This window comes from Fictibacillus gelatini DSM 15865, assembly GCF_000430745.1.
Taxonomy (GTDB): domain Bacteria; phylum Bacillota; class Bacilli; order Bacillales; family Fictibacillaceae; genus Fictibacillus_A; species Fictibacillus_A gelatini.
The window spans coordinates 91358-115862 of the sequence record NZ_AUMP01000002.1 but is presented as its reverse complement, the minus strand read 5'-3'; the positions used below and the strand labels follow the sequence as shown (position 1 = coordinate 115862).

General features: G+C 41.7%; 22 protein-coding genes, 1 pseudogene and 1 other annotated feature. Of the genes and pseudogenes, 21 read left to right on the top strand and 2 right to left on the bottom strand.

What is annotated here, in order from left to right; genetic code table 11:
• The 12 genes from nadB to yajC all read left to right on the top strand — a co-directional run bounded on the left by nadB (position 1) and on the right by yajC (position 11361).
• On the top strand, positions 1 to 1566 hold the full coding sequence (gene nadB, locus H538_RS0103640; protein WP_035350003.1) for an L-aspartate oxidase: 1566 nt from the start codon (positions 1 to 3) through the stop codon (positions 1564 to 1566).
• Entirely contained in the window at positions 1520 to 2404 is an 885-nt protein-coding gene (gene nadC / locus H538_RS23015; RefSeq protein WP_051291248.1) for a carboxylating nicotinate-nucleotide diphosphorylase, read from the top strand. Before nadB ends, nadC begins: the two co-directional genes overlap by 47 nt.
• Positions 2361 to 3464: a quinolinate synthase NadA gene (gene nadA / locus H538_RS0103630; protein ID WP_026676429.1), complete on the top strand. Its 1104-nt coding sequence runs from the start codon at positions 2361 to 2363 to the stop codon at positions 3462 to 3464. Before nadC ends, nadA begins: the two co-directional genes overlap by 44 nt.
• A 150-nt stretch (positions 3465 to 3614) precedes the next feature.
• The gene (locus tag H538_RS24985; protein WP_026676428.1) at positions 3615 to 5273 is read left to right on the top strand and encodes a LysM peptidoglycan-binding domain-containing protein; all 1659 of its coding nucleotides are present in this window, start codon (positions 3615 to 3617) and stop codon (positions 5271 to 5273) included.
• A complete protein-coding gene (locus H538_RS0103620) occupies positions 5263 to 6249 on the top strand; it encodes a protein kinase family protein (RefSeq protein ID WP_026676427.1) in 987 nt (328 codons plus the stop codon). Before H538_RS24985 ends, H538_RS0103620 begins: the two co-directional genes overlap by 11 nt.
• Positions 6250 to 6334: 85 nt before the next feature.
• Positions 6335 to 6934: a YhcN/YlaJ family sporulation lipoprotein gene (locus H538_RS0103615; RefSeq protein WP_245595191.1), complete on the top strand. Its 600-nt coding sequence runs from the start codon at positions 6335 to 6337 to the stop codon at positions 6932 to 6934.
• 104 nt (positions 6935 to 7038) lie between these two features.
• Complete coding sequence (gene ruvA, locus H538_RS0103610; RefSeq protein ID WP_026676425.1) at positions 7039 to 7635, top strand: Holliday junction branch migration protein RuvA; 597 nt, start codon at positions 7039 to 7041, stop codon at positions 7633 to 7635.
• Positions 7636 to 7648: 13 nt separating this feature from the next.
• A complete protein-coding gene (gene ruvB, locus H538_RS0103605) occupies positions 7649 to 8653 on the top strand; it encodes a Holliday junction branch migration DNA helicase RuvB (RefSeq protein ID WP_026676424.1) in 1005 nt (334 codons plus the stop codon).
• Positions 8654 to 8655: 2 nt separating this feature from the next.
• Complete coding sequence (locus H538_RS0103600; protein ID WP_081412581.1) at positions 8656 to 8847, top strand: DUF2905 domain-containing protein; 192 nt, start codon at positions 8656 to 8658, stop codon at positions 8845 to 8847.
• A 28-nt stretch (positions 8848 to 8875) separates the two neighbouring features.
• Positions 8876 to 9925 carry a tRNA preQ1(34) S-adenosylmethionine ribosyltransferase-isomerase QueA gene (gene queA / locus H538_RS0103595; RefSeq protein WP_026676422.1) on the top strand — a complete coding sequence of 350 codons (1050 nt, stop codon included), beginning with the start codon at positions 8876 to 8878 and terminating at the stop codon, positions 9923 to 9925.
• Complete coding sequence (tgt, locus tag H538_RS0103590; protein ID WP_026676421.1) at positions 9922 to 11064, top strand: tRNA guanosine(34) transglycosylase Tgt; 1143 nt, start codon at positions 9922 to 9924, stop codon at positions 11062 to 11064. Before queA ends, tgt begins: the two co-directional genes overlap by 4 nt.
• 33 nt (positions 11065 to 11097) lie before the next feature.
• Complete coding sequence (gene yajC, locus H538_RS23005; RefSeq protein ID WP_035350001.1) at positions 11098 to 11361, top strand: preprotein translocase subunit YajC; 264 nt, start codon at positions 11098 to 11100, stop codon at positions 11359 to 11361.
• Between the two features lie 28 nt (positions 11362 to 11389).
• Here yajC and H538_RS0103580 read toward each other — a convergent pair whose 3' ends face one another.
• Positions 11390 to 11764: a TIGR04086 family membrane protein gene (locus H538_RS0103580; RefSeq protein ID WP_026676420.1), complete on the bottom strand. Its 375-nt coding sequence runs from the start codon at positions 11762 to 11764 to the stop codon at positions 11390 to 11392.
• Between the two features lie 176 nt (positions 11765 to 11940).
• On the opposite strand from H538_RS0103580, the gene H538_RS0103575 reads away from it, so the two are divergent.
• On the top strand, positions 11941 to 12579 hold the full coding sequence (locus H538_RS0103575; protein WP_026676419.1) for a DUF421 domain-containing protein: 639 nt from the start codon (positions 11941 to 11943) through the stop codon (positions 12577 to 12579).
• Positions 12580 to 12605: 26 nt separating this feature from the next.
• On the opposite strand, the gene spoVB is transcribed toward H538_RS0103575, so the two are convergent.
• Positions 12606 to 14156, bottom strand: a complete 1551-nt coding sequence (gene spoVB, locus H538_RS0103570; RefSeq protein ID WP_026676418.1) for a stage V sporulation protein B — start codon at positions 14154 to 14156, stop codon at positions 12606 to 12608.
• Positions 14157 to 14303: 147 nt separating this feature from the next.
• Between spoVB and H538_RS0103565 the strand changes: the two genes are divergently transcribed.
• The 8 genes and pseudogenes from H538_RS0103565 (at position 14304) to hisS (ending at position 24498) form a co-directional block, all read left to right on the top strand.
• Positions 14304 to 14573: a post-transcriptional regulator gene (locus H538_RS0103565; RefSeq protein WP_051291246.1), complete on the top strand. Its 270-nt coding sequence runs from the start codon at positions 14304 to 14306 to the stop codon at positions 14571 to 14573.
• Between the two features lie 159 nt (positions 14574 to 14732).
• Positions 14733 to 16920: pseudogene (secDF, locus tag H538_RS23000) on the top strand (protein translocase subunit SecDF).
• Between the two features lie 70 nt (positions 16921 to 16990).
• Positions 16991 to 19336, top strand: coding sequence for a single-stranded-DNA-specific exonuclease RecJ (gene recJ / locus H538_RS0103555; protein WP_026676416.1), 2346 nt, complete (start codon positions 16991 to 16993; stop codon positions 19334 to 19336).
• A 2-nt stretch (positions 19337 to 19338) separates the two neighbouring features.
• Positions 19339 to 19851, top strand: coding sequence for an adenine phosphoribosyltransferase (locus H538_RS0103550; RefSeq protein ID WP_026676415.1), 513 nt, complete (start codon positions 19339 to 19341; stop codon positions 19849 to 19851).
• Positions 19852 to 19993: 142 nt separating this feature from the next.
• Positions 19994 to 22171 (top strand): RelA/SpoT family protein, encoded by a 2178-nt coding sequence (locus H538_RS0103545; RefSeq protein WP_026676414.1) that lies wholly within the window; start codon positions 19994 to 19996, stop codon positions 22169 to 22171.
• Positions 22172 to 22189: 18 nt separating this feature from the next.
• A complete protein-coding gene (gene dtd / locus H538_RS0103540; RefSeq protein WP_026676413.1) occupies positions 22190 to 22642 on the top strand; it encodes a D-aminoacyl-tRNA deacylase in 453 nt (150 codons plus the stop codon).
• 62 nt (positions 22643 to 22704) lie between these two features.
• Positions 22705 to 22878: a winged helix-turn-helix domain-containing protein gene (locus tag H538_RS26360; protein WP_026676412.1), complete on the top strand. Its 174-nt coding sequence runs from the start codon at positions 22705 to 22707 to the stop codon at positions 22876 to 22878.
• Positions 22879 to 22930: 52 nt separating this feature from the next.
• Positions 22931 to 23156: a binding site (T-box leader), on the top strand.
• A 73-nt stretch (positions 23157 to 23229) separates the two neighbouring features.
• Entirely contained in the window at positions 23230 to 24498 is a 1269-nt protein-coding gene (gene hisS, locus H538_RS0103530) for a histidine--tRNA ligase (RefSeq protein ID WP_026676411.1), read from the top strand.
• Positions 24499 to 24505: the final 7 nt, after the last annotated feature.

Here is a 24505-nt window from a genome sequence, read left to right as displayed (position 1 = left end):
ATGAATGTAACTCAAAGTGATGTACTCATCATCGGCTCTGGTGTTGCCGGTTTAATGGCAGCAGATTTTTTGCGTACGAAATTAAATGTGACAATTATCACAAAGTCAACCTTTCAACAAAGCAATTCGTATTATGCACAAGGGGGCATATCGGCTTCCATTGATCCGAATGACCATTGGACCGATCATTTTCTCGATACGATAACAGCAGGATGTTTTCATAATGAAGCAACGTTAACCGAGTTATTAGTCCAGGAAGCACCGGATATTATCGAACGGCTTGTTTCGATCGGCGTTCCTTTTGATAAAACCGCGAGTGGCGGTCTTTCTCTCGGCAGGGAAGGGGGGCACCGCTATCCGCGAATCATCCATGCCGGCGGGGACCAGACCGGTGCTTTTATCGTCAAGACGCTCTACGATCGGCTCAGGAAAAGCATAAGAATAGAAGAACACGAATTTGCTGGTGACTTGATCATACAGGATGGCAAATGTATCGGTGTTTGGACAAAAAATAAAGATGACAATATTCATTTTTACTATGCCAAACATATTATTTTGGCAACCGGGGGGATGGCCGGATTATATGAAGTGACGTCCAATGACGAAACGATTACCGGGGACGGGATAGCAATGGCTTATCGGGCCGGTGCAGCTTTATCAGATTTAGAATTTGTCCAGTTCCATCCGACGATGCTTTATTCTCAAGGAAAAGCGCACGGTCTTGTTTCTGAAGCGGTTCGCGGGGAAGGTGCACGTCTTGTGACGGAAGATGGGACGCCAATTATGGAAGGGAGGCACCCTCTTGAAGACTTAGCTCCACGCGATATCGTGGCGCGGGCGATATTCAAAAAAATGGAAGAAGGTTTGCCCGTATATCTTGATATTACGGCAGTAAAAAATTTCGCAACGCGATTTCCTTCGATTACAAAACTTTGTGAAAAAGCTAACATACCGATTAAAAACGGACGTATTCCCATTAAGCCAGGGGCCCATTTTTCGATGGGCGGTGTCATAACCGATGAATGGGGAGAAACATCGATTCCGCATTTGTACGCGATCGGAGAAGTCGCACGCACAGGGGTTCACGGCGCAAATCGGCTCGCAAGTAATTCACTGTTAGAAGGAATGGTATTTGCCAAACAGACGGCAACGCATATTTTATCTGCTGATTGTGACATGCCACAACCGGATTATCCGATTCCATCAACGTATTCGCCATTAATTCTTCCTGATAAACAGGCGATTAAAAAGACAATGGGCGAAAAGGCTGGCATCGTTCGTCATCCCGTAGAATTAAAAGAAGCGATTTCATGGTTTGAAAGCTTTGACTTTAGTAAATGTAATATGTTTTGTTCGACCTATGATCTTGAAGTGATCAATATGCTTACTGTCGGATGGCTTACCGCAACATCGGCACTTATGCGGACGGAAAGCAGAGGGGGGCATTATAGGAGCGATTACCCTGTTCCAAATGATCAAGAATGGCTGAGACGACAACTAATTAGAAAGAAGGTTAACGATGAATACGTTACAAGTGAAAAAGAAATTGCAAGAGTTCTTTCTTGAAGATATAGGAGAAGGCGATTTAACAAGCTCCACCCTTTTTTCCGAAAATGATTGGGCGGAGGGCCGGTTGATCGCCAAACAAAAAGGAGTGTTTTGCGGAGTTGACGTTTTAGGTGTAGGTTATTGCCTGCTTGATGACCGCTTTGAAATCACTCCATTCATAAAAGACGGAGATCCAGTAGAAGAAGGACAGTTGCTCGCACTAGTAAAAGGGCCGGTTCAGGCTTTGCTCACGGGAGAACGTGTCATTTTAAACTTAATACAGAGGATGTCAGGTGTGGCAACATTGACAAAAATAGCGGTTGATACCGTAAATAGTGAGCATACAAGAATTTGTGATACGAGAAAGACGACGCCAGGTCTTCGAATGTTTGAAAAATATGCGGTCACATGCGGAGGCGGCTTCAATCACCGATTGGGACTATATGATGGCGTCATGATTAAAGATAATCATATTGCGCACACGGGAAGCATTACAAATGCCGTTCGCCAGGTGAAAGAAAAATTAGGCCACATGGTGAAAATTGTAGTCGAAACAGAAAAAAGAGAACAAGTTGAAGAAGCTGTCCAGGCCGGGGCAGATGTCATCATGTTTGATAACCGTTCTCCGGAAGAAATTAAAGAATTTATAAAGCTTGTGCCTGAATCGATTATGACAGAAGCATCCGGAGGAATTACGCTTTCAAATTTGGCCGAGTATGGAAAAACGGGTGTTGATTATATTTCTTTAGGAATGTTAACCCATTCAGCTGTTTCGCTTGATATTAGTTTAAATATAAGTGGAGGAATGAAAGATGAGCGTATTGGAAGCTTTTCAACTAAAATCCAGTCTTCCTGACAACTATCTCTCAATGAATAATCGCCAGATGGAAGAGCGGGTACGAGAAATTAAAGAATTGTTCGGTGCACGTTTATATATTCCGGGCCACCATTATCAAAAAGATGAAGTGATTCAATTTGCCGATGCTACGGGAGATTCACTTCAACTTGCACAACTTGCCGCTCAAAATAAGGAAGCCGAGTATATTGTCTTTTGTGGCGTTCATTTTATGGCAGAAACGGCGGATATTTTAACTGAAGAGAGGCAAAAGGTCATTCTTCCGGATATGCGGGCGGGCTGTTCAATGGCGGATATGGCTGACATTTATCAAACCGAACGGGCGTGGGAAAAGCTGCAAACCCTTTTTGGCGACACAATTTTACCATTGACATATGTCAATTCAACAGCGGCTATTAAAGCGTTTTGCGGAAAACATGGCGGTGCAACGGTCACTTCTTCGAATGCGGAGAAAATGGTTCGGTGGGCATTCACCCAGCAAGAACGTATCTTATTTTTGCCAGATCAGCATCTTGGAAGAAATACCGCTTATCAAATTGGAATCCCGCTTAACGAAATGGCCATTTGGGACCCCATAGCCGAGCAATTAGAATATGATGGAGATGTCCAAAATATAAAAGTCATTTTATGGAAAGGACATTGTTCGGTTCATGAAAAGTTTACGGTCGAAAACATAAACGACATTCGCCGGAAAAATCCTGATATGAACGTGATCGTTCACCCAGAATGTAGCTGGGAAGTAGTTCAACAAGCTGATTTCGCAGGATCAACGAATTATATCATCCAGCAATTAGAAAAGGCTCCGGCAGGCAGCAGCTGGGCGATCGGTACGGAAATGAATCTTGTTAACCGTTTAGCAAAACACCACACGGATAAAACAGTCATTTCCCTCAATCCAAACATGTGCCCTTGTTTGACGATGAACCGAATCGATCTTCCGCATTTACTGTGGGCACTTGAATCGATTGAAGAAGGAAAATTAATAAATGAAATTAAAGTAGATAAAGAAACGTCCGAGTATGCTATTTGTGCATTAAACCGCATGCTTGATCGTGCATAATTTCGAAAAGTGAAGGCAGTCGCCTTCACTTTTCTTATGTCATAAGGGTAAAAAAAGAGGCATAAATTTGTAGAGGACGAAATGTGAGTAGCAAAATGCCTAATTTTTCATATACTGTAAAGAAATTTGGCAGGAGGGAGTTTTGTTCTCGTGAGAATTCACATTGTGCAAAAAGGAGATACGTTAGAGAAAATTGCAAATAAATACAATGTCTCCGTTGAAGAAATTAAAAATGTAAATATCGGTATTGGCACAGGGGAACTTGAACGCGGTTCGAAAGTGAAAATACCGTCACCGGAAGTTGTGATCAATCGTTATGAAAAAAAGAAAACGCCATTTAAAATGCCGGGGTTTAAAAAAGAGGCACCGAAAGAAATGCCTAAAAAGGAAATGCCGGTAAAAGAAATGCCTAAAAAGGAGATGCCGATAAAAGAAGCACCGAAAAAGGAAGTGCCAAAAAAAGAAGCTCCGAAAAAGGAACAGCCTCTTAAAGAGTTTCTAAAAAAAGAAGTGCCAAAAGCAGTGCCGAAAGTTATTCCAAAAGTTGTGCCAAAATTTATGCCGAAAAAAGAAGTGCCGAAAGAAGTAAAAAAAGAAGTACCAGCAAAAGAAATTCCAAAAAATATACCGATAAAAGAAGAGATTCCTAAAAATGTCCCACTGAAAGAAACAGTGCCTCCTAAAAAAGATGTCGTTGTTCAAAAAGAAGCGGCTAAAAAGGATATCCCTCTACCAATGCCGCCAATTGCTCATCCAATTCCGGTCATGCCAGGTAAGGCGGAAATGCCCGCCGCGCCAATTCCGGTTATGCCAGGGAAAGCAGCAATGCCCGCTGCACCGGTGCCGGGAAAAGCCGAAATTCCTGCTGCGCCGATTCATCCTTCTAAAGATATGCAGCCAATGTATATACCGAAACCATTAACACCTATGCATGAAAAAGATTTCATCGGACTTGCGGAATCTTCATCCATACCACCAAACTTGCACTGGAGTCACCCGAATCCCGCTCCTTATCCACAAAATATAAATTATGTTCCACCTATGTATATGGCGCCAAACCAGGAATATGGGAAAGATGGGATGGATCTTCATCTCGCAAAACATCCATTTCTTATTGAAGAATCTTCGACAATGATGAATCAAATGTACACAGGGATGCCAACAATGTTTGGCCAGCCTTATGGACATCTTGACCCGCCGCAAGAGTATACGATGCCTGGTCATGACTATCAGGCAATGCAGACGCCGGGAATGGATCAGGGAATGACACATGTTCAAAGCGGCCAGCCAGCGTATTCAGGAACTGCTCCTTATATGCCGCCTGCACCTTATGGAGGAGGTGCTTCACCTTATGGAACAATGGGAACAGGTCAGCAACAGGCAGGATCACCAATGGGAAGTCCATATATGCCGCAAGGGCCGCAGCAAATGTCCCATAGTCAAATACCGGGTGGACCATCATATGGCCAAATGCCGGCACCGACACATGGATCGATGTATTCTCCATCCGGACCGCAATATGACATGTATGGAAGCTATCATCCACAAATGATGCCGGGGCAAATGCCTTCAGGCGAAACGAGAATACCAATGGATTATTACGGCGGTTACCAAATGCCGTTTATGTCCCAATATAGCCAGGTTCCACAGATGTATGAACCAATGCCGACCTCTCCTGATGTGACGATGCAGCCGAGAGGATTCGCGGGAATGCATGCAAATATGTCCGAAAACATGCCAAATCCATACAGCCAGGCTCAAGCGAAAAATGAACCAGGTAAAATGCATGGAGAGAACGATGAACAATAAAGGATATGGAGACGGTTTCGGGCGAAATCGTCTCTTTTTAAACAGCTTAATTTCAATGGGATTAGATGTTCAGTCGTATTATTTTATCAAATGGAATGTTTGCATGGTTGAAACGAGATTTCAAAATTTCGTATTAAAAGGTTTTCAATCAAAAGATGAGTGCAAAAATCAATTGGAGTTATCCAATTGGTTTTCCCAATTCAAAGATCCTTCAATCGGGACATATACAATCTATCCAAATCGAAAAAGAATCATGTATTCAGAAAATATGTATTGGGGCATTATGCCTTATTATTCGGGAAGTGGTCTTGATTTAAAATATTTTCGTGATGTTAAGCACGGTCTAAGGTGCATTCATGAATTTCATAAACAAAGCACGTTGCATGGCACCGGCCCCCTTTTAGCATCGCTGCCGACTTATAATTTGTATAAAAAATGGAAGAAGCGCCATAATAAATTTGTTGAAAATGTAACGAAAACAAGAGTATCCGATTCGATGCGAAATGAATTAAAGGAAATGATGAAATGGGGGAAATGGTCGTTAGAGCATCTTCCAAAAACGGAATTAATTGAGCTTGAAAATTCCGCAAGACAACATGGGTACGTCTGTCATGGAGATGTCGCACCTCATAATTTCATTCGTCTTTCGGAAAAAAAAGTGATTCTTATTGATTATGATTTATTATCGGTTGTTCCTCACGAATATGATTATCTTCAATACGTTAATCGATGCATGCCTTATTGGAACTGGTCAAACCAACTTTTGAAAAAATTAAATCATGCCGTACTTGAATCTTGCCTTGAAAAACGCTGGTTTTTAATTGCCCTGGTTTTCCCGACGGATTTGTACCGGGAATGGAACCGCGTATTGGAAAGAAGAAATAAAAACGAATTAAGTGAAATGATCCGTTTTACGAAAGATGATTTTGGCTACCGGAAAAAATTTATAGAAAAACTCATGAAAGAATTGTCATGAGGAAAAGTTACCTAAAACTAACAGTGTAAGAAAGGTCTCCAAAAGCCATTCTATTGGTGAAAGGAGGTTTTTTGCATTGAAGAAAATGGTTTGTGGTTTAACGGTTTTAACATTGGCAGCAGGACTTGCGGGATGTAATACGAAAAAAAATGCGTTAAATACGCGTTACAATAATGATGTAAGACCGATTGGATACTATACAAATGAACCAGATAACCGTTATGATTTAACAAAAGGTCCGATTACAGATATGGCGGATAATGACCGTTATGATGTAACAAGAAGACCTGGCACAACGATTACGGATAACCGTATGAATGTCACTTCTTATGACAGGAATTATAACGGGGCCCTTGCCAAACGAATTACCGATAAAGTTACGGCTATGAAGGATGTAAACGATGCACACGTTATTATTACTGATAACACCGTCATTGTAGGATATACACCAAAACATATTCGTAACCGAACATTGGATGATAAGGTTCATGATGCGGTAAAACGTATGGTACCGAATCGAGATGTTGATGTCGTTTCCGATAAAGCGGTTGTCAATCGAATTAAAAATGTGGATAAAAGACTGCGCCAGGGACGACCATACAATGAAGTGTCTTCTGATGTCAATGCGATTTTAAATGATATAACAAATGCGGTAAAACGTCCTTTCCAAAACAACGTTAGATAAGAGAACAGTTTCGAGCTGTTCTCTTTTTTTCTTTTGTCCGAACTTCCTCTATGGTATGATAATATAAAAACATATGCTCGGCATTTTGTGGGAGAGAAGAAATTTTGATTGAAAATATAAGAGGAACGATTGAATACATATGTGCAGAATATGCTGTAATTAAAACCGGGGGAATTGGATATAAAATTCTTTGCCCTAATCCGTTTATTTATCAATTGGACAATGAAGAGACGATCTATACTTATCAATATGTCAGAGAGGACATTCTTGCACTTTACGGATTTAAAACAAGAAAAGAGCGGGATCTTTTCATTAAATTGTTAAATGTTTCGGGAATCGGGCCAAAAGGGGCTTTAGCTATTGTCGCTTTCGGTCGGCCGGAACAAGTCATTTCGGCGATCGAAAAGGAAGATGAGGCCTTTTTAATCAAGTTTCCCGGAGTAGGCAAGAAAACGGCGCGGCAAATGATTCTTGACTTAAAAGGGAAGTTATCCGATTTTGCCTCCGACGTTCCTGAAGAAGGCCTTTTTGCTAATGTACCGGTTGAACCATCGGAAAGTCTTGAAGAAGCGATCGAAGCGCTGGCGGCTTTAGGGTATGCGAAAAAAGAAATTAACAAAATATTACCTGAGCTGAAAAAAGAAGAAATGACAACGGACCAATATATCCGGTTAGCGTTACAAAAGCTTGTGAATCGTTAGGAGTGTGATTCATATGGATGAGAGGCTTTTATCTTCTGAAGGAAATCATGAAGAAGAATTATATGAACTAAGCTTAAGGCCGGAATTTTTGCATCAATACATTGGCCAAAAAAAGGTTAAAGAAAATTTGCGGATTTTCATTCAAGCGGCGAAAATGAGAAATGAGCCGCTTGATCATTGTTTATTATATGGACCTCCAGGATTAGGAAAAACGACACTGGCTGCCATTATTGCAAATGAGATGAATGTCAACTTTCGATCGACGAGCGGTCCGGCCATTGAACGGCCGGGGGATCTTGCCGCCATTTTAACTTCTCTTGAAGCGGGAGATGTTCTTTTTATTGATGAAATTCATCGGCTTTCGCGGGCGATTGAAGAAATTCTTTATTCGGCAATGGAAGACTTTTGCCTTGATATTGTAATTGGAAAAGGGGAGACAGCAAGATCTGTCAGGCTTGACCTTCCTCCATTTACGCTCGTTGGCGCAACAACAAGAGCCGGGTCCTTGTCCGCACCGTTAAGGGACCGATTTGGGGTAATGGCAAGACTTGAGTATTATACAAATGAAGACTTAACCGAAATTGTAAAACGAACCGGAGAAGTGTTTGGAATGGAGATTGAACATGAGTCTGCAAGCGAAATAGCAAGAAGGTCGCGGGGAACACCACGTATTGCCAATCGCCTGTTTAAACGGATTCGTGATTTTGCCCAGGTCGAGGGGAATAAGGTTGCAACACTTCCGCTTACCATTAAAGCGCTTGAATTGTTGCAAGTCGATCGTTTAGGATTGGATCATATTGACCATAAATTATTAAAAGGGATCATTAACCATTATAAAGGCGGTCCTGTTGGTTTAGAGACAATTGCAGCAACAATTGGGGAAGAGGCGCACACGATTGAAGATGTATATGAGCCTTACCTTTTGCAAATCGGTTTTTTGCAGCGGACGCCAAGAGGGAGAATGGTAACGGCTAACGTGTATGACTACTTTGGAATGGAGGCGCCCAAATTGCAATGAATATGTCCAAATTATTGATTCTCGTTGGTATAATCTTTATTATTATCGGGGGACTATGGACATTTATAGGAAAATTGCCAGGTGACATCGTATTCAAAAAAGGGAACACAACTATATATTTTCCCATTGTGACAAGCATTGTCGCCAGTATATTGTTATCATTGATTTTTTACATTATCGGACGTTTTAAGTAACAGAAAAAAAGTAAGGTGAAGATTAAAAATGGACATCAATTTATTTGACTTTCACTTGCCCGAAGAGCTAATTGCGCAAACGCCGCTGAAAGACCGGACTGCTTCCAGGCTGATGGTGTTGGATCCGGCGACAGGCGAAGTAATGCATGACCAATTTAAACATATTATTGACTATTTCGAGCCGGGCGATTGTTTAGTATTGAACGATACGAAAGTATTACCCGCAAGACTTTACGGTGAAAAAGAAGATACGAAAGCAAAGATCGAAGTCCTTTTATTGAAAGAAATTGGAGACGATCAATGGGAGACGCTTGTGAAGCCGGCAAAACGGGTAAAGGCCGGAACGGTTGTTTCTTTTGGAGATGGTCGTCTTAAAGCGACTTGCATAAAGGAAACCGATCAAGGTGGAAGAATTTTTAAATTTAGCTATGAAGGGATTTTTTATGAAATCCTCGATTCATTAGGAGAAATGCCTTTGCCGCCATACATAAAAGAACAGTTGGAAGAAAAGGACCGTTATCAGACCGTTTATGCCGTTCATCAGGGTTCGGCGGCGGCTCCAACTGCTGGATTACATTTTACGACCGAATTGCTGGAAGACATTCAAAAGAAAGGTGTTCATGTGACGTTCATCACCCTGCACGTCGGACTCGGTACATTCAGGCCAGTTTCGGTTGAAAAGATTGAAGAGCATGATATGCATGCGGAATTTTATCAAATGACAAAAGGAACAGCAGACCTTTTGAACCGCGTAAGAAAAGAAGGAGGACGGATCATTTCTGTCGGGACGACAAGTACAAGAACGCTCGAGACGATCGCGCAAAAATTTAATGGCGAATTCCATGAAGATTCAGGCTGGACCGATATTTTCATTTATCCGGGCTACACATTTCGAGCGATCGATGGAATGATCACAAACTTCCATCTGCCGAAATCAACATTGATTATGCTCGTTAGTGCACTTGCAGGCAGAGAAAATGTATTGAGGGCATATAATGAAGCCGTTAAAAATAACTATCGATTTTTCAGTTTCGGTGACGCCATGCTTATTTTGGAAGGGAGAAAGAATCACGAATGACAGCCGCTGTCCGCTATGAATTAATTAAAACATGTAAACAATCAGGAGCGCGTCTTGGGAAGCTCCATACCCCGCATGGAGTTATCGAAACACCAGTCTTTATGCCGGTCGGGACACTTGCCACTGTAAAAACGATGAGCCCGGAAGAATTGAAAGAAATTGGTGCCGGAATTATTTTAAGCAATACGTACCATTTATGGCTAAGGCCGGGACATGAAATTGTTCGCGAAGCCGGTGGTCTTCATCAATTCATGAACTGGGATCGGGCGATTTTAACCGATTCTGGCGGTTTTCAAGTGTTTAGCCTGAGCGACCTTCGCGAAATAACTGAAGAAGGCGTTCATTTCCGCAATCATTTAAGTGGGGAAAAGCTATTTTTAAGTCCAGAAGGTGCAATGGAAATCCAAAATGCTCTCGGGTCGGACATTATGATGGCGTTTGACGAATGTCCGCCATATCCAGCTGAATTTGAGTATATGAAGGCTTCTGTTGAACGGACAACAAGATGGGCGGAGCGCTGCCTTAACGCACATAAACGGCCTGAAGATCAAGCGTTATTCGGAATCGTACAGGGCGGGGAATATGAAGAACTTCGTAAATTGAGCGCGGAATCTCTCGTATCTCTTGACTTCCCTGGATACGCCATTGGCGGACTATCCGTTGGCGAACCAAAAGACATTATGAACCGCGTCCTCGAATTTACGACACCATTATTGCCGCAAAATAAACCGCGTTACTTGATGGGGGTTGGGTCTCCTGATTCTCTCATTGACGGTGCTATTCGCGGTGTTGATATGTTTGATTGTGTTTTGCCTACCCGCATTGCAAGAAATGGGACATGCATGACGAGCAAGGGACGCCTCGTCGTTCGAAATGCGAAATATGCCCATGACTACAGGCCGCTCGATGAACATTGCGATTGTTATGCGTGCAAAAACTATTCACGCGCATACATTCGCCATTTAGTGAAGTGTAATGAAACGTTTGGATTTAGACTTACAAGTTACCATAACCTTTATTTTTTGGTAAACTTAATGGAGCAGGTAAAACAAGCTATTCGCGAAGACCGCTTGCTTGATTTCCGTAACGAATTTTTTGAACAATACGGATTTAATAAACCTGACGCTAAAAACTTTTAATAATCATTGGACTGCTTGAAAGGGGGGAATAAAATGGGAGGCTCGTTAGTAAGCTTGTTGCCGATTCTTTTAATGTTTGTCATTTTTTATTTCTTGTTGATTCGGCCAAACCAAAAAAGACAAAAGGCCGTACAGCAAATGCAGGCTAGCCTGAAAAAAGGGGACAAAGTTGTCACGATTGGCGGTTTGCATGGAACGATTGAAGCGATTGAAGAAAACACAGTCGTCATCCGTTGCCATAACGCAACATTAACGTTTGATCGAAATGCGATCAGGCAAACAGTAGAACAATCATAAAAACTAAAACCCGCGAGTAGCGGGTTTTTTATTTTTGGCTTGAATTAACGCCCATAATGCCGCCAAGTATGCTTAAAAGCAGAAAAATGCCGTGATACATATATTGCTTGGAATTAAACGTGCTATCAAATCCAAGAAATTGAACGAGAAAAACGAGAAGAGAAAAGACAATGGCGGTCGTAGCGCCTAAAAGCCAGCCTTTTTCCTTTCCGCTTTTCCCTGAGACAAACCCGCCTATAAACCATGAAATGAGTGATAAAGCTAACGTCACCCAGTTAAGCTTCGATTCGGTAACTGAAGAAAAGCGAAGAATTAATGAAAGTATAACGCTGCTTAATAATATTAAAATAAGAATTGTGATTAAGCCTCTGACAATAGCTGATCCCATATGCCTTGTCTCCATTTATATTTCCTCCTCATTTTTTGTTTAAAAACTTGTCCTTTGTATAACCATATTCGCTTGTTTGAAAAATAGAAGTAAATATCGCCAATTTACGATTTCCAAAACCTGCGACTTATGAATAGATGTTGCAATGGTCACACTAACCATTGATATGAAAAAGGAAAGGAGGGTAGGCATTGGAATATTATACAATTATTTTGCGAACGCTTGTCATTTATTTTCTAATCATTGTCGTCTTTCGAATTATGGGAAAACGTGAAATCGGGAAATTAAGCATCGTCGATTTTGTTGTTTCGATAATGATTGCCGAAATAGCGGTCATTGCTATTGAAGACCCAAAGCTTCCAATGTTATACTCTCTAATCCCTATTTTTGTCCTGATGGCGATTCAACTGATTCTTGCTTTATTTTCTTTAAAAAGTAAAAAAGTGAGAGAACTGGTGGATGGAAAGCCGTCGGTCATTATCAACCATGGAAAAATTGATGAGCATGAAATGAGGAAACAGCGATATAATTTCGATGATCTAATGATCCAACTGAGAGAAAACAACATTAAAAATTTAACGGATGTTGAATTCGGCATTTTAGAATCGACGGGAAAATTATCCGTCATAAAAAAAGATGAAACATTAATGCTTCCCGTTATTTTAGATGGGTTAATTCAGGAAGATCATTTAGAAAAATTCGGGAAAACCCCCTTCTGGTTACGGCGCGAATTAAAGAAATTAGGAATAAAAGATATAAAAAACATCTCTTTTTGCGTAATTGATGATCATGATCAATTGATTATTGATCTAAAGGATGAAAAAAAATAACCTTTTTGTCCAAAAAAGGTTATTTTTTATATCCATCTTTTAATGATCGGGAAATGGCCTAAATCTTCGCGTTTAATTAATTTAAAGAGGAAAAGGCAAAGTAGATAAAAGAATGTAGTGATTGAAACGCACAATAATGTTCCGATGAGCTGATTATACATCGGAAATATATAACGATAAAGAAAAGCGGCAAATAAAGCAGTTACGACAATACATAAGAAGCCTTTTATATAGTCTTTTATGACAATCGTATAACTTATCGCTTTTACAACGGTTGCAAAATGAAGCAGGGTGACCACGACTGTCCCTAAGGCAATGGCAATCGCTGCTCCCATAATTCCGAATTCAGGTCTTGAAGCGATGACGAATATCGCCGCTAATTTAACGATCGCCCCAATCAAGCTATTGATCATCGCCGCTTTCGCAAGATCTAATGCCTGTAATACAGCCTGGAGCGGCCCTTGAAAATAAAGAAAAATGAAAAGCGGCGTCATCACTTTTAAATAAGAAGCGGATGAGGGTGCATCATACATTAAATCCATAATTGGAACGGCAAATACATAAGTGACAATAACTGCGATTCCACCTGAAATGAGCGAAAGACGAAGCGCCTGATTTAAACGATGTTCGATTAAAACGAAATTTTTATTTGCATTTGCTTCACTAATGGCAGGGACTAGCGAAATTGATAACGAATAAGTAATGAATGTGGGTAATAACAATAAAGGCATGACATAGCCTTCCAATTCACCGTATTGGCTCGTGGCAACGGCAGTGCTAATGCCGGCAATGGCTAAACTGCGGGCAACGACAATCGGCTCGAAAAAATAAGAAACAGAGCCGATAAGCTGGCTTCCAGTTGTAGGAAGGGCGATGTTAAGTAATTCTTTGAATGTTGATTTTCCTCCTTTCAACTGGTTGAAAAACCCTTTTCTTACTTTCATCGTCTTTTTCATTTTAAACATGGAAAACATATAAAGAAGAGAGGCTGCTTCTCCTAAAATAACGGAAATCATTGCACCTGCTGCAGCATACTCAACACCATACGGCAAGAACAGGCTGGATAATAGGGCAACTAATGTAATGCGGACAATTTGTTCAATGACCTGTGAATAAGCGGAAGGACGCATATTCTGCAATCCCTGGAAATAACCGCGCAGGACCGAAGAGACTGCAATAATAGGGATGACAGGGCTGATCGCGATCAATGGGTAAAAGGTGCGCCGGTCTGTAAAGAAATAGTTTGCTAAAATAGGGGCAGCCGAGATCATGATCGTTGTAAAAATAATACTAAGTACACCGGTAATGGCTAAGGAAACGACTAAAATCCGTTTAATTTTTTTACGGTCACCCTGTGCGTCGGCTTCGGCGACTAATTTTGAGATAGCGACTGGAAGTCCGAGCCGTGTTAATGTGATCGTTAAAAGAAAGGTGGGGACGGCCATCATATAAAGTCCAACACCTTCGCCGCCCATAATGCGGGCCATGACCATTCTATTAATAAATCCAAGCACTTTTGTAATTAATCCTGCTAAAATTAATAATAAAGTCCCTTGAACCAATGTTTGTTTTGACATGCAAACTCCCCGCCTTTAACAAATAGGAAATCTAAAGAATAGGACATCTATCCTTAACCTATTTATATGGATGAGTGGGACAAAGCATGACAAGTAGTTTTAATTTCACGGAAAGAAGCCGATGATAAATAAAGAGGGGTGAACCTGATGGCTGTAGATGAGATGGATCAGATGAAAGAGGATGTAAAGCCTGCGATTATAAGTAAGCTAGAGGAATTCCACAGTTTAGGGTATGAAAGTGTTACCGAAGATGAATTATGGGAATTTATCCTTCATCAGTCAAAAAAGAAAAAGCTTCAAGGAAGATTGTATGAAGTCGTTAACTGTATACTTACATTAAAGATCCATGATTTTATGAATTGGCTAACATTAGAGGCTTATAAAAAAGATGCGGAGCTCTATCGAGGTCAGCCGTAGGGAGGTGATCTCTTTATTTTTGCTTTAAGAGCAAAAATTGTTCATCAACCGACATAAAATTGACAGAAAAAAACACCAATCGATATAATAGTTTAGGTTACTACAATACATAATGGTTCGTATTTTAGTAAGTTCAGCATGAAGGGGGAAAGTCAGCTAATGAAGAAGAAAAAAGGCAATATCGTTACGTTTTTTATCCTTTTAGCCGCCTTTGCAATACTTATCGCATTTACAACAGGGCCAATCGTTAAAGGGATTAAGCTTGGCCTCGACCTTCAGGGAGGATTTGAAGTCCTCTATCAAGTCAAGCCGGCAAAAGAAGGCCAGAAAATCGATAAAGAAACGTTGAACAGTACTGTTCAGGCGTTGAATAACCGGATCAACGTCCTCGGCGTATCCGAGCCGAACATCCAGATTGAAGGAAAAGACCGGATACGGGTTCAACTCGCGGGTGTGAAAGATCAAAACGAAGCGAGGAAGATTTTGTCCACGCAGGCGAATTTAACGTTTCGTGATGTGAACGACAACGTGCTCCTCGACGGTTCTGATTTAAAAGGCGGCGGGGCAAAAGTCGGATATGACCAGGCCAACCGACCGATTGTTACGTTGAAATTAAAAGATGCGAATAAGTTCGCTCAAGTGACGAAAAAGGTAAAGGATATGGGTCCTGGAAAAAACTTGCTCGTCATCTGGCTTGATTTTGAAAAAGGAGATTCCTATAAAAAAGAAGCGGCGAAAAAAAAGCCGAAATTTATTTCAGCTCCCAGGGTGGATGAGGTGTTAAACACGAAAGATGTTCAAATTACGGGTGACTTCACCTTAAAAGAAGCGCAAAATTTGGCGGACATTTTAAATGCCGGTTCGCTGCCTGTAAAACTATCTGAAAAGTACTCGACGTCAGTAGGCGCGAAATTTGGACAGGAAGCATTGCATGACACATTATTCGCTTCGTTTATTGGCGTAGCCGTCATTTATTTGTTTATGTTGTTCTATTACCGTTTTCCAGGCTTTATTGCCATTATTACCTTAACGATTTATACGTGGCTCATTCTCGTTCTCTTTTATGCGATGGGCGCCGTCCTTACATTGCCAGGAATTGCGGCGTTAGTGCTCGGGATCGGGATGGCGGTCGATGCCAATATTATCACCTATGAACGGATTAAAGATGAAATGCGGAGCGGAAAATCGGTTATGAGTGCCTTCAAGGCAGGGAATCGCCGCTCGTTTACGACGATTTTTGATGCAAACATTACGACGATCTTAGCGGCAGCCGTATTATTTGCTTTTGGGACAAGCTCTGTTAAAGGATTCGCGCTCGTCTTGATCATTTCCGTCCTCGCCAGCTTTTTGACAGCGGTCTATGGAACGCGTATTTTCTTAGGACTCTGGGTGAAGAGCCGGGTTCTTGACAAGAAGCCGGGTTACTTTGGCGTAAAGGAGCGTGACATCCGTGAACTTTAAATATGATTTTGTGCACCATCGAAAAATTTTCTTCATGTTCTCTGCGATCATAACGATTGCCGGCATTTTATGCTTGTTCATTTTTAAATTAAACCTGGGGCTCGATTTTTCGAGCGGTACCCGTGTGCAAATTACGAGTGATCATCGGCTAAACGATATCGATATAAAAAATGATTTTGAAAAGATGGGATTAAAACCCGAATCGGTTGTTTTATCCGGGGCAAAAGATAATATTGCCAGTGTCTCGTTTAAAGGGGTATTATCGAAAGAAGAAATCGCGAAAGTGAAAGAGCAGTACGGGGATAAAAATACGAATGCCAACACCGTTGACCCGATGATCGGAAGGGAATTGGCACGAAATGCGCTCTTTGCCGTATTGATCGCTTCGATCGGAATCATTATTTATGTTTCCATCCGCTTTGAATGGCTTATGGCGTTAGCTTCAATCATCGCTTTATTGCATGATGCCTTTATGATCATCGCTATATTTAGCATTTTGCGACTTGAAGTTGATCTTACATTTGTTGCCGCCGTTCTAACGATCGTTGGTTATTCGATCAATGATACGATCGTTGTTTTTGACCGGATTCGGGAAAATATGAAGCTATCGAAAGTGAAAACATCTGAACAACTGGCAAAAGTGATCAACGACAGCATTCTCCAAACGTTTACACGGTCGATCAATACCGTTTTAACCGTTGTCATCGCGGCATTGGCTTTGCTTATTTTCGGAAGCGAATCGATCCGCAATTTCTCGATCGCCTTATTAATCGGCTTAGTGTTCGGAGCGTATTCATCGATTTGCATCGCTTCGCAAGTATGGTTTGTCTGGAAAAGCAAACAAATGAAAAAACAAAAATTAAAGCCCGCAACGAATAAAGCATAGGTTTCAAAACATTGTCCATTGTCACCTCCTAACTCGTCTAGTATAATAAACGAGTTAAGAGGTGATTTTTATGTTAAAGGCGAAGACGAGGTGGAATGTTCTGCCCGTTGATGAAGGAAAAGCAGCAACTATAGCCTCTTCACTAAAACTGCCAGAGCTTCTCGCAAAGCTTTTAGTGTCACGGGGAATCGACACACCGGAAGATGCAGAGCATTTTTTATTTGATGGATCGGATCATTTGTACGATCCTTTTTTAATGGACGGTATGGATGTAACTGTTAAACGTATACATAAAGCCATTTCCGATAAAGAAAAAATTCTCGTTTTCGGAGATTATGATGCTGATGGTGTCTCGAGTACATCGGTCATGGTATTTACGTTAAAGGAATTACAAGCGGATTTTGATTACTATATCCCGAATCGTTTTACAGAAGGATACGGCCCTAATGAAAATGCCCTTCGCTGGGCAAAAGAGGAGGGCTTTCAATTAATCATTACGGTCGATACTGGTATTAGCGCTGTTCATGAAGCACAAGTCGCAAAAGAACTTGGGCTGGATTTTATCGTGACGGACCATCATGAACCACCGCCTGTGCTTCCCGATGCCTATAGCATCATCAATCCGAAAAAGCCGGGCTGCCCTTACCCGTTTAAAGGTCTTGCGGGTGTTGGTGTCGCTTTTAAAGTATCACATGCGCTTTTAGGTCGAGCGCCGCTTAAGTTGCTAGATATTGCCGCCATCGGAACGATCGCCGACCTTGTTCCGCTTATTGGAGAGAACCGGATATTAGCGCGCGAAGGAATCAAGGCACTAAAACAAACGGATAAACCGGGTTTAAAAGCATTGTTAAAGGTAGCGGATTTGCATGATAAAGATTTAAATGCAGAACATATCGGTTTTGCGATCGGGCCGCGCGTCAATGCTGCTGGTCGCCTCGATTCGGCCATTCCCGCTGTTGAACTGTTTACTACTGATGATCATGAGGAAGCGAAATTGTTAGCCGAAGAAATTGATCAAATGAACAAAAGCCGCCAGACGATTGTCAATGAAATGACGAAGGAAGCGATTGATGTCGTCGAATCTAATTTTCCGCTGGAAGAAAACCGCGTGCTCGTTGTCGCAAAAGAAGATTGGAATCCTGGCGTCATCGGAATTGTCGCATCAAGGCTTGTGGAAAAATTTTATCGGCCGACGATCGTCTTAAGCATTGATCAAGAAAAAGGGGTGGCGAAAGGATCGGCGCGAAGCATTGAAGGATTTGACATGTTTGAAAATTTATCAACGTGCCGTGATATTTTGCCGCATTTTGGGGGACATCCAATGGCTGCGGGGATGACGCTTGCCATCGATGATGTTGATGAGTTGAGAGAACGTTTAAACCGGTTGGCATTTGAAAAATTGGCGGAAGAGGATTTAAAGCCAATTACACAAGTTGATATTGAATGCCGGTTGGAAGATATTACGATTGAAACGATCGAACAAATGAACAAACTTGCACCATTTGGAGTCAGTAATCCTGTTCCGAGAGTGCTGCTTAAAGACATGCAAATCCGGGAAATGAAAAAGATTGGAAGCCAGTCTAATCATTTGAAATTGCAGTTTACCGATGGACAAGCAGTGCTTGATACAATCGGGTTTCAAAAAGGAGACCTGATGGATGAAATGACATACCATTCTACTGTATCCGCCGTTGGTGAACTTTCCATTAATGAATGGAACGGTTACCGCAAGCCACAGCTAATGATTCATGATATGGCGGTTAATGAGTGGCAGCTCTTCGATTTTCGCGGAATAAGGGATGTTAAAAAGAGGATTCATGACATTCCTGAAGAAAAAGCGGTCTATATCGCTTTTCGTGAAGAAAGTCTTGAACGGTTTGGGCTTCATGAATGGAAGGGACGCGTCATTATGCCGCAGTCAAATAAGGAAGCGGCGTTTGAAGGCAAATATGTCATTTTTCTGGATGTCCCGAATACGAAAGAAGAACTCGATTGCCTGCTAGAAAACACGGCTGTGCCAGAGCGAACTTACGTCGTTTTTCATCAAGATAACGACCATTTTTTCTCGACGATTCCGTCTCGTGACCACTTTAGCTGGTATTATAAATTTCTTTACAAACGAAAAACATTTAATTTGCAAAAAAACGGAAACGAATTGGCTCGATTAAAAGGGTGGTCGGCTGAGACGATCCAATTCATGTCCAGGGTGTTTTTTGAGCTGGAATTTGTTACAATAAAGGATGGTGTGATTTACTTAAATGACCATCCGAAGAAAAAAGATTTACAAGAGTCAAATGCATACAGGAGAAAATTAGAACAAGTGGAAATCGAAAATGAACTAGTTTACTCCTCCTATAACGATTTGAAAAATTGGTTTAAAAATAAACATGCTTGTAAGATGAAACAGGAGGTTTAAAAATGAATTATAAACAGTATATTTCTGTCGTAGAAAATTTCCCGATGGAAGGGATTCGCTTTAAAGACATTACGACTTTAATGCAAGATGGAGAAGTTTACAAAAAGGCAATTGACGATATTGCCGCATATGCAGAGAAGGTCCAGGCGGACGTTGTCGTTGGACCAGAGGCGAGAGGATTTATCGTTGGCTGTCCGGTCGCTTATAAGCTAGGTATCGGTTTTGTTCCTGTACGTAAAGATGGAAAGCTTCCTCGGGAAGTGGTGAAAGTAGACTACGGGAAAGAGTACGGAAAAGATGTGTTGACGATGCATAAAGACGCGATTCAACCGGGACAGCGCGTTCTCATCACAGATGATCTTTTGGCGACTGGCGGGACGATTGATGCAACCGTTCAACTAGTAGAAAAACTTGGCGGGATCGTAGTTGGGATCGCTTTCATGATCGAGCTCACGTATCTTGACGGCCGCAATAAACTTTCAGGTTATGACATTTTTACGTTAACACAATATTAATATAATAAAAAAAGGCACTCCTCAAGTGCCTTTTTTTATTATAGGATAAAGAAAAATCGACAAATTTCGTTGTTCTCCTTTACAGCCTACAAGATTTTGAAGATAATAGAAGCTATATACTATTTCTAGACAAGGTGATCCGATGACGATTGAAGAAGTGTTACAAAAAGCGGGGAACTATTTATCTGATGAAGATTTACAATTAATTGAGCGTGCTTATGAATACGCAAAGGATGCACATGAAGGGCAATTGCGTCATTCGGGCGATCCTTATATCCAGCATCCTGTTGAGGTAGCCGGCATTCTCGTAGACTTGCAAATGGATCCGGTGACCGTTGCAGCCGGATTTCTTCATGACGTAGTGGAAGATACGCCTGTTACTTTGAAAGATATTAGCGAAAAATTCAATGAAGAAGTAGCCATGCTTGTCGACGGGGTTACGAAGCTGAAAAAAATTAAATTTAAATCAAAAGAAGAGCAGCAGGCGGAAAACCACCGGAAAATGTTTGTCGCCATGGCTCAGGACATTCGCTGCATTTTGATCAAATTAGCTGACCGCTTGCATAATATGCGGACATTAAAATATATGACGAAAGAAAAACAGATCCAAAAAGCGAACGAAACGCTTGAAATCTTCGCTCCGCTTGCCCATCGGCTAGGGATTTCAAAAATTAAGTGGGAGCTTGAAGATATTGCGCTTCGATACTTAAATCCGCAGCAATATTACAGGATCGTCAATTTAATGCAACAAAAGCGAACCGAACGGGAGCAATATGTCGAAAAAGTCATGGATCAAATCCGCGATCAATTGAAAGATGTAAATATTAAAGCGGAAATCTCCGGACGACCAAAACATATTTACTCCATCTACCGCAAAATGGCAAAACAAAACAAACAGTTTAACGAAATTTATGATCTCCTTGCCGTTCGAGTCATCGTTAGCAGCATTAAAGACTGCTATGCGGTCCTTGGAATCATCCATACATGTTGGAAGCCAATGCCGGGAAGGTTTAAAGACTATATTGCGATGCCGAAAGCAAACATGTACCAGTCCCTTCATACGACCGTTATTGGGCCGAAGGGCGACCCGCTCGAAGTGCAAATTCGAACGGCGGAAATGCATAAAATTGCCGAGTACGGTATTGCTGCACACTGGGCCTATAAGGAAGGCGTGAAAAAAACACCGCAAAACAGCTTTGAAGATAAATTGACATGGTTCCGCGAAATTCTTGAATGGCAAGACGATGCGACGGATGCTGAAGAATTTATGGAATCGCTAAAAGTAGATTTGTTTTCAGACATGGTCTTTGTTTTTACGCCAAAAGGAGACGTGTTCGAACTCCCGGCCGGATCTGTCCCGATTGATTTTGCCTACCGGATTCATAGTGAAATCGGCAATAAATGTATCGGGGCAAAAGTAAACGGAAAGATGGTAACCCTTGATTATAAATTAAAAACGGGCGATATTGTTGAGATTTTAACGAGTAAACATAGTTACGGACCAAGCCAGGATTGGCTAAAAATAACGCAAAGCTCGCATGCGAAAAATAAAATCCGGCAATTTTTCAAACGGGAACGGCGCGAAGAAAATGTCGCAAAAGGAAAGGAACTCGTTGAAAAAGAAGTGAAAAATCACGGGTTCGAATTGAAAGATGTCTTTACAAATGAAAACATCGAGGCCGTTGTCCGCAAATTTAATTTTTCAAATGAAGAAGACATGTATGCTGCGGTCGGTTATAACGGCATTACTGCCGCGCAAATTGCGACAAGGCTGACGGAAAAATTACGCCGGCAAAACCAGGCGGCGCAAAATGACCAGGTCATTGAAAAGGTTGTTGAATCAAAAAATTATCCTGCGAAAAAGAAAACGGATACCGGCATTGTCGTGAAAGGGATCGACAATTTGCTCATTCGGCTGGCCAGATGCTGCAATCCTGTGCCCGGTGATGAAATTGTCGGTTTTATTACAAAAGGACGCGGCGTTTCTGTCCATCGTGCGGATTGTGTCAACGTCAGTACAGAAGACGTGGAAGACCGGCTTCTCTCCGTTGAATGGGAAGGCGATTCTGAGCAGCCGAAAAGCTATAATGTCGATATTGAAATCAATGGTTTCGACCGCCGCGGCTTGCTGAATGAAGTCTTGCAAGCTGTTGCCGAGACGAAAACGAACATTACGGCCGTCTCGGGACGCTCTGACCGCAATAAAATGGCGACAATCCATATGTCGATTTCGATTCATAATGTAAACCATTTGCAGAAAGTGGTCGAAAGAATTAAGCGGATACCGGATATTTATGCCGTCACACGGATTATGCAATAAATGAAGAGGGGATCGGTTATGAGAATCGTTTTACAGCGTGTAAAACAGGCATCGGTAACGGTAGGCGGCCAAATTGTAGGAAAGATCAATCACGGCCTTTTACTTCTCGTCGGTGTAACCCATGATGATACAGATGACGATGCCAGAGTACTGGCTGAAAAAATTCCTAATTTGCGAATTTTTGAAGATGACGAGCAAAAAATGAATCTGTCTCTCATCGATGTTGGAGGAGAAGTATTATCCGTCTCCCAATTTACGTTATATGGGGACACCCGAAAAGGGCGCCGTCCGAGCTTTATAGGCGCGGCTAAGCCAACATATGCACGTGCTCTCTATGAAGCTTTTAATGAAAAATTGCGTGAAAAAGGCTTGACAGTAGAAACCGGAGAATTTGGTGCGATGATGGACGTTTCGCTTATCAATGATGGTCCTGTTACGCTTATTTTAGATACAAAAGAATGGCTTAAATAAAACGCTCCGTTTGAAAATTCACCTTTTGGAAACACTAAAGAAAAAGGTGAAGGAGCGGTACAATGCGTCAAGGTGATCGAGAAAATCAAACAACTAACGGACTTAATCAGATGATGGGCGTTGACTTTCATGATTTTTTACAAAAAGAACAGGGCTTAACGAATCTTGAACTTGCCGAAGAATTTAACCTGTCACTAAACCATGTCCGAAAATTAAAGAAAAAAATTAATCGCTAAAACTATTGACAGATTTCTGCTTCATGAGTAAGATAAAAGACAATTCTAAAAAATACTGCCAATGACGGAGAAAAGTAATTAAACCCCACATGTTAAGAGAGGAAATGCCTTAGGCTGTGAGCAATTCCCATGATGATTTAATGAAAGACACTCCAGAGGTTTCAATTCGAACGGATTACCTTGTAGAGTTGGACGTAAGCAAACGTTACTTGCAAGAGCGGAAGCGTAGAAAGCTTCAATTCAGGGTGGCACCGCGGGTAAATACTCTCGTCCCTATTTTTTCGGAAAATAGGGGTGGGAGTTTTTTTGTTGCTATAAAAAACCCTTTAGTAGTATCAGGAGGTTATAAGAGTGAACATTCAAATTCCAAGAGGTACGCAAGATTTATTGCCGGGTGTAGTTGAGCATTGGCAATATGTCGAACAAAAAGCACGTGAAATTTGTGCCCGTTTTAATTACAAAGAAATACGGACGCCGATTTTTGAACATACCGAACTTTTTAAACGGAGTGTTGGAGATACAACGGACATCGTTCAAAAAGAAATGTATACTTTTACGGATCGTGGGGACCGGAGTTTGACGCTTCGTCCAGAAGGGACTGCGCCTGTCGTTCGCGCATTTGTGGAAAATAAATTATTTGGGGCACCACAGCAACCGGTGAAATTATATTATAATGGCCCGATGTTCCGCTATGAACGACCGCAGGCAGGAAGAATGAGGCAATTTGTCCAGTTCGGTGCTGAAGCGTTAGGAAGCGCCGATCCTTCTATCGATGCCGAGATAATCTCACTTGCGATGACCGTTTATGAAGAGCTCGGTTTAAAAAGCTTACGTCTTGTCATTAACACGCTCGGGGATTCAGAAAGCCGGAAAGCGCATAGAGAAGCGCTGATTGCTCACTTTAAACCGAGAATTGAAGAGTTTTGCCACGATTGCCAAAATCGAATTGAGACAAACCCACTCAGGATTTTAGACTGCAAGAAAGACCGCGATCATGAGTTAATGGGAAGTGCTCCTTCCATTTATGATTACTTGAACGAGGAATCTCGCCACTATTTTGAGGCAGTTAAACAGGCACTTGATAGCATGGGAATGAATTATGTCATTGATCCAGCGCTTGTTCGCGGGCTCGATTACTATAACCATACCGCTTTTGAGATTATGAGTGAGGCGGAAGGATTCGGGGCGATTACAACGTTATGCGGCGGCGGCAGGTACAACGGACTTGCCGAAGAAATAGGCGGGCCAAAGACGCCGGGAATTGGTTTTGCGATGAGCATTGAGCGTCTGCTTTTGGCCCTTAATGCTGAAGGTATTTCGCTTCCGATTCGTGAACAACTTGATGTATTTTTAGTCACGATGGGGGAAGAGCCAAAAGCAAAAGCGCCAGGTTTGCTTTACCAATTCCGCAAAGCGGGCCTCTCGGCTGATAAAGATTATCTTGATAAAAAAATGAAAGCACAATTTAAAGCGGCCGATCGGCTGAATGCAAAATTTGTTGCAGTACTTGGTGATGACGAGCTAAATAGCGGAGTCATTTCTGTAAAAGAAATGGAAACAGGGGCACAGGAGGAAGTGCCGCTAACGAAAGTGATTCAGTTTATAAAGGAACGGATGTAGGAGGAGA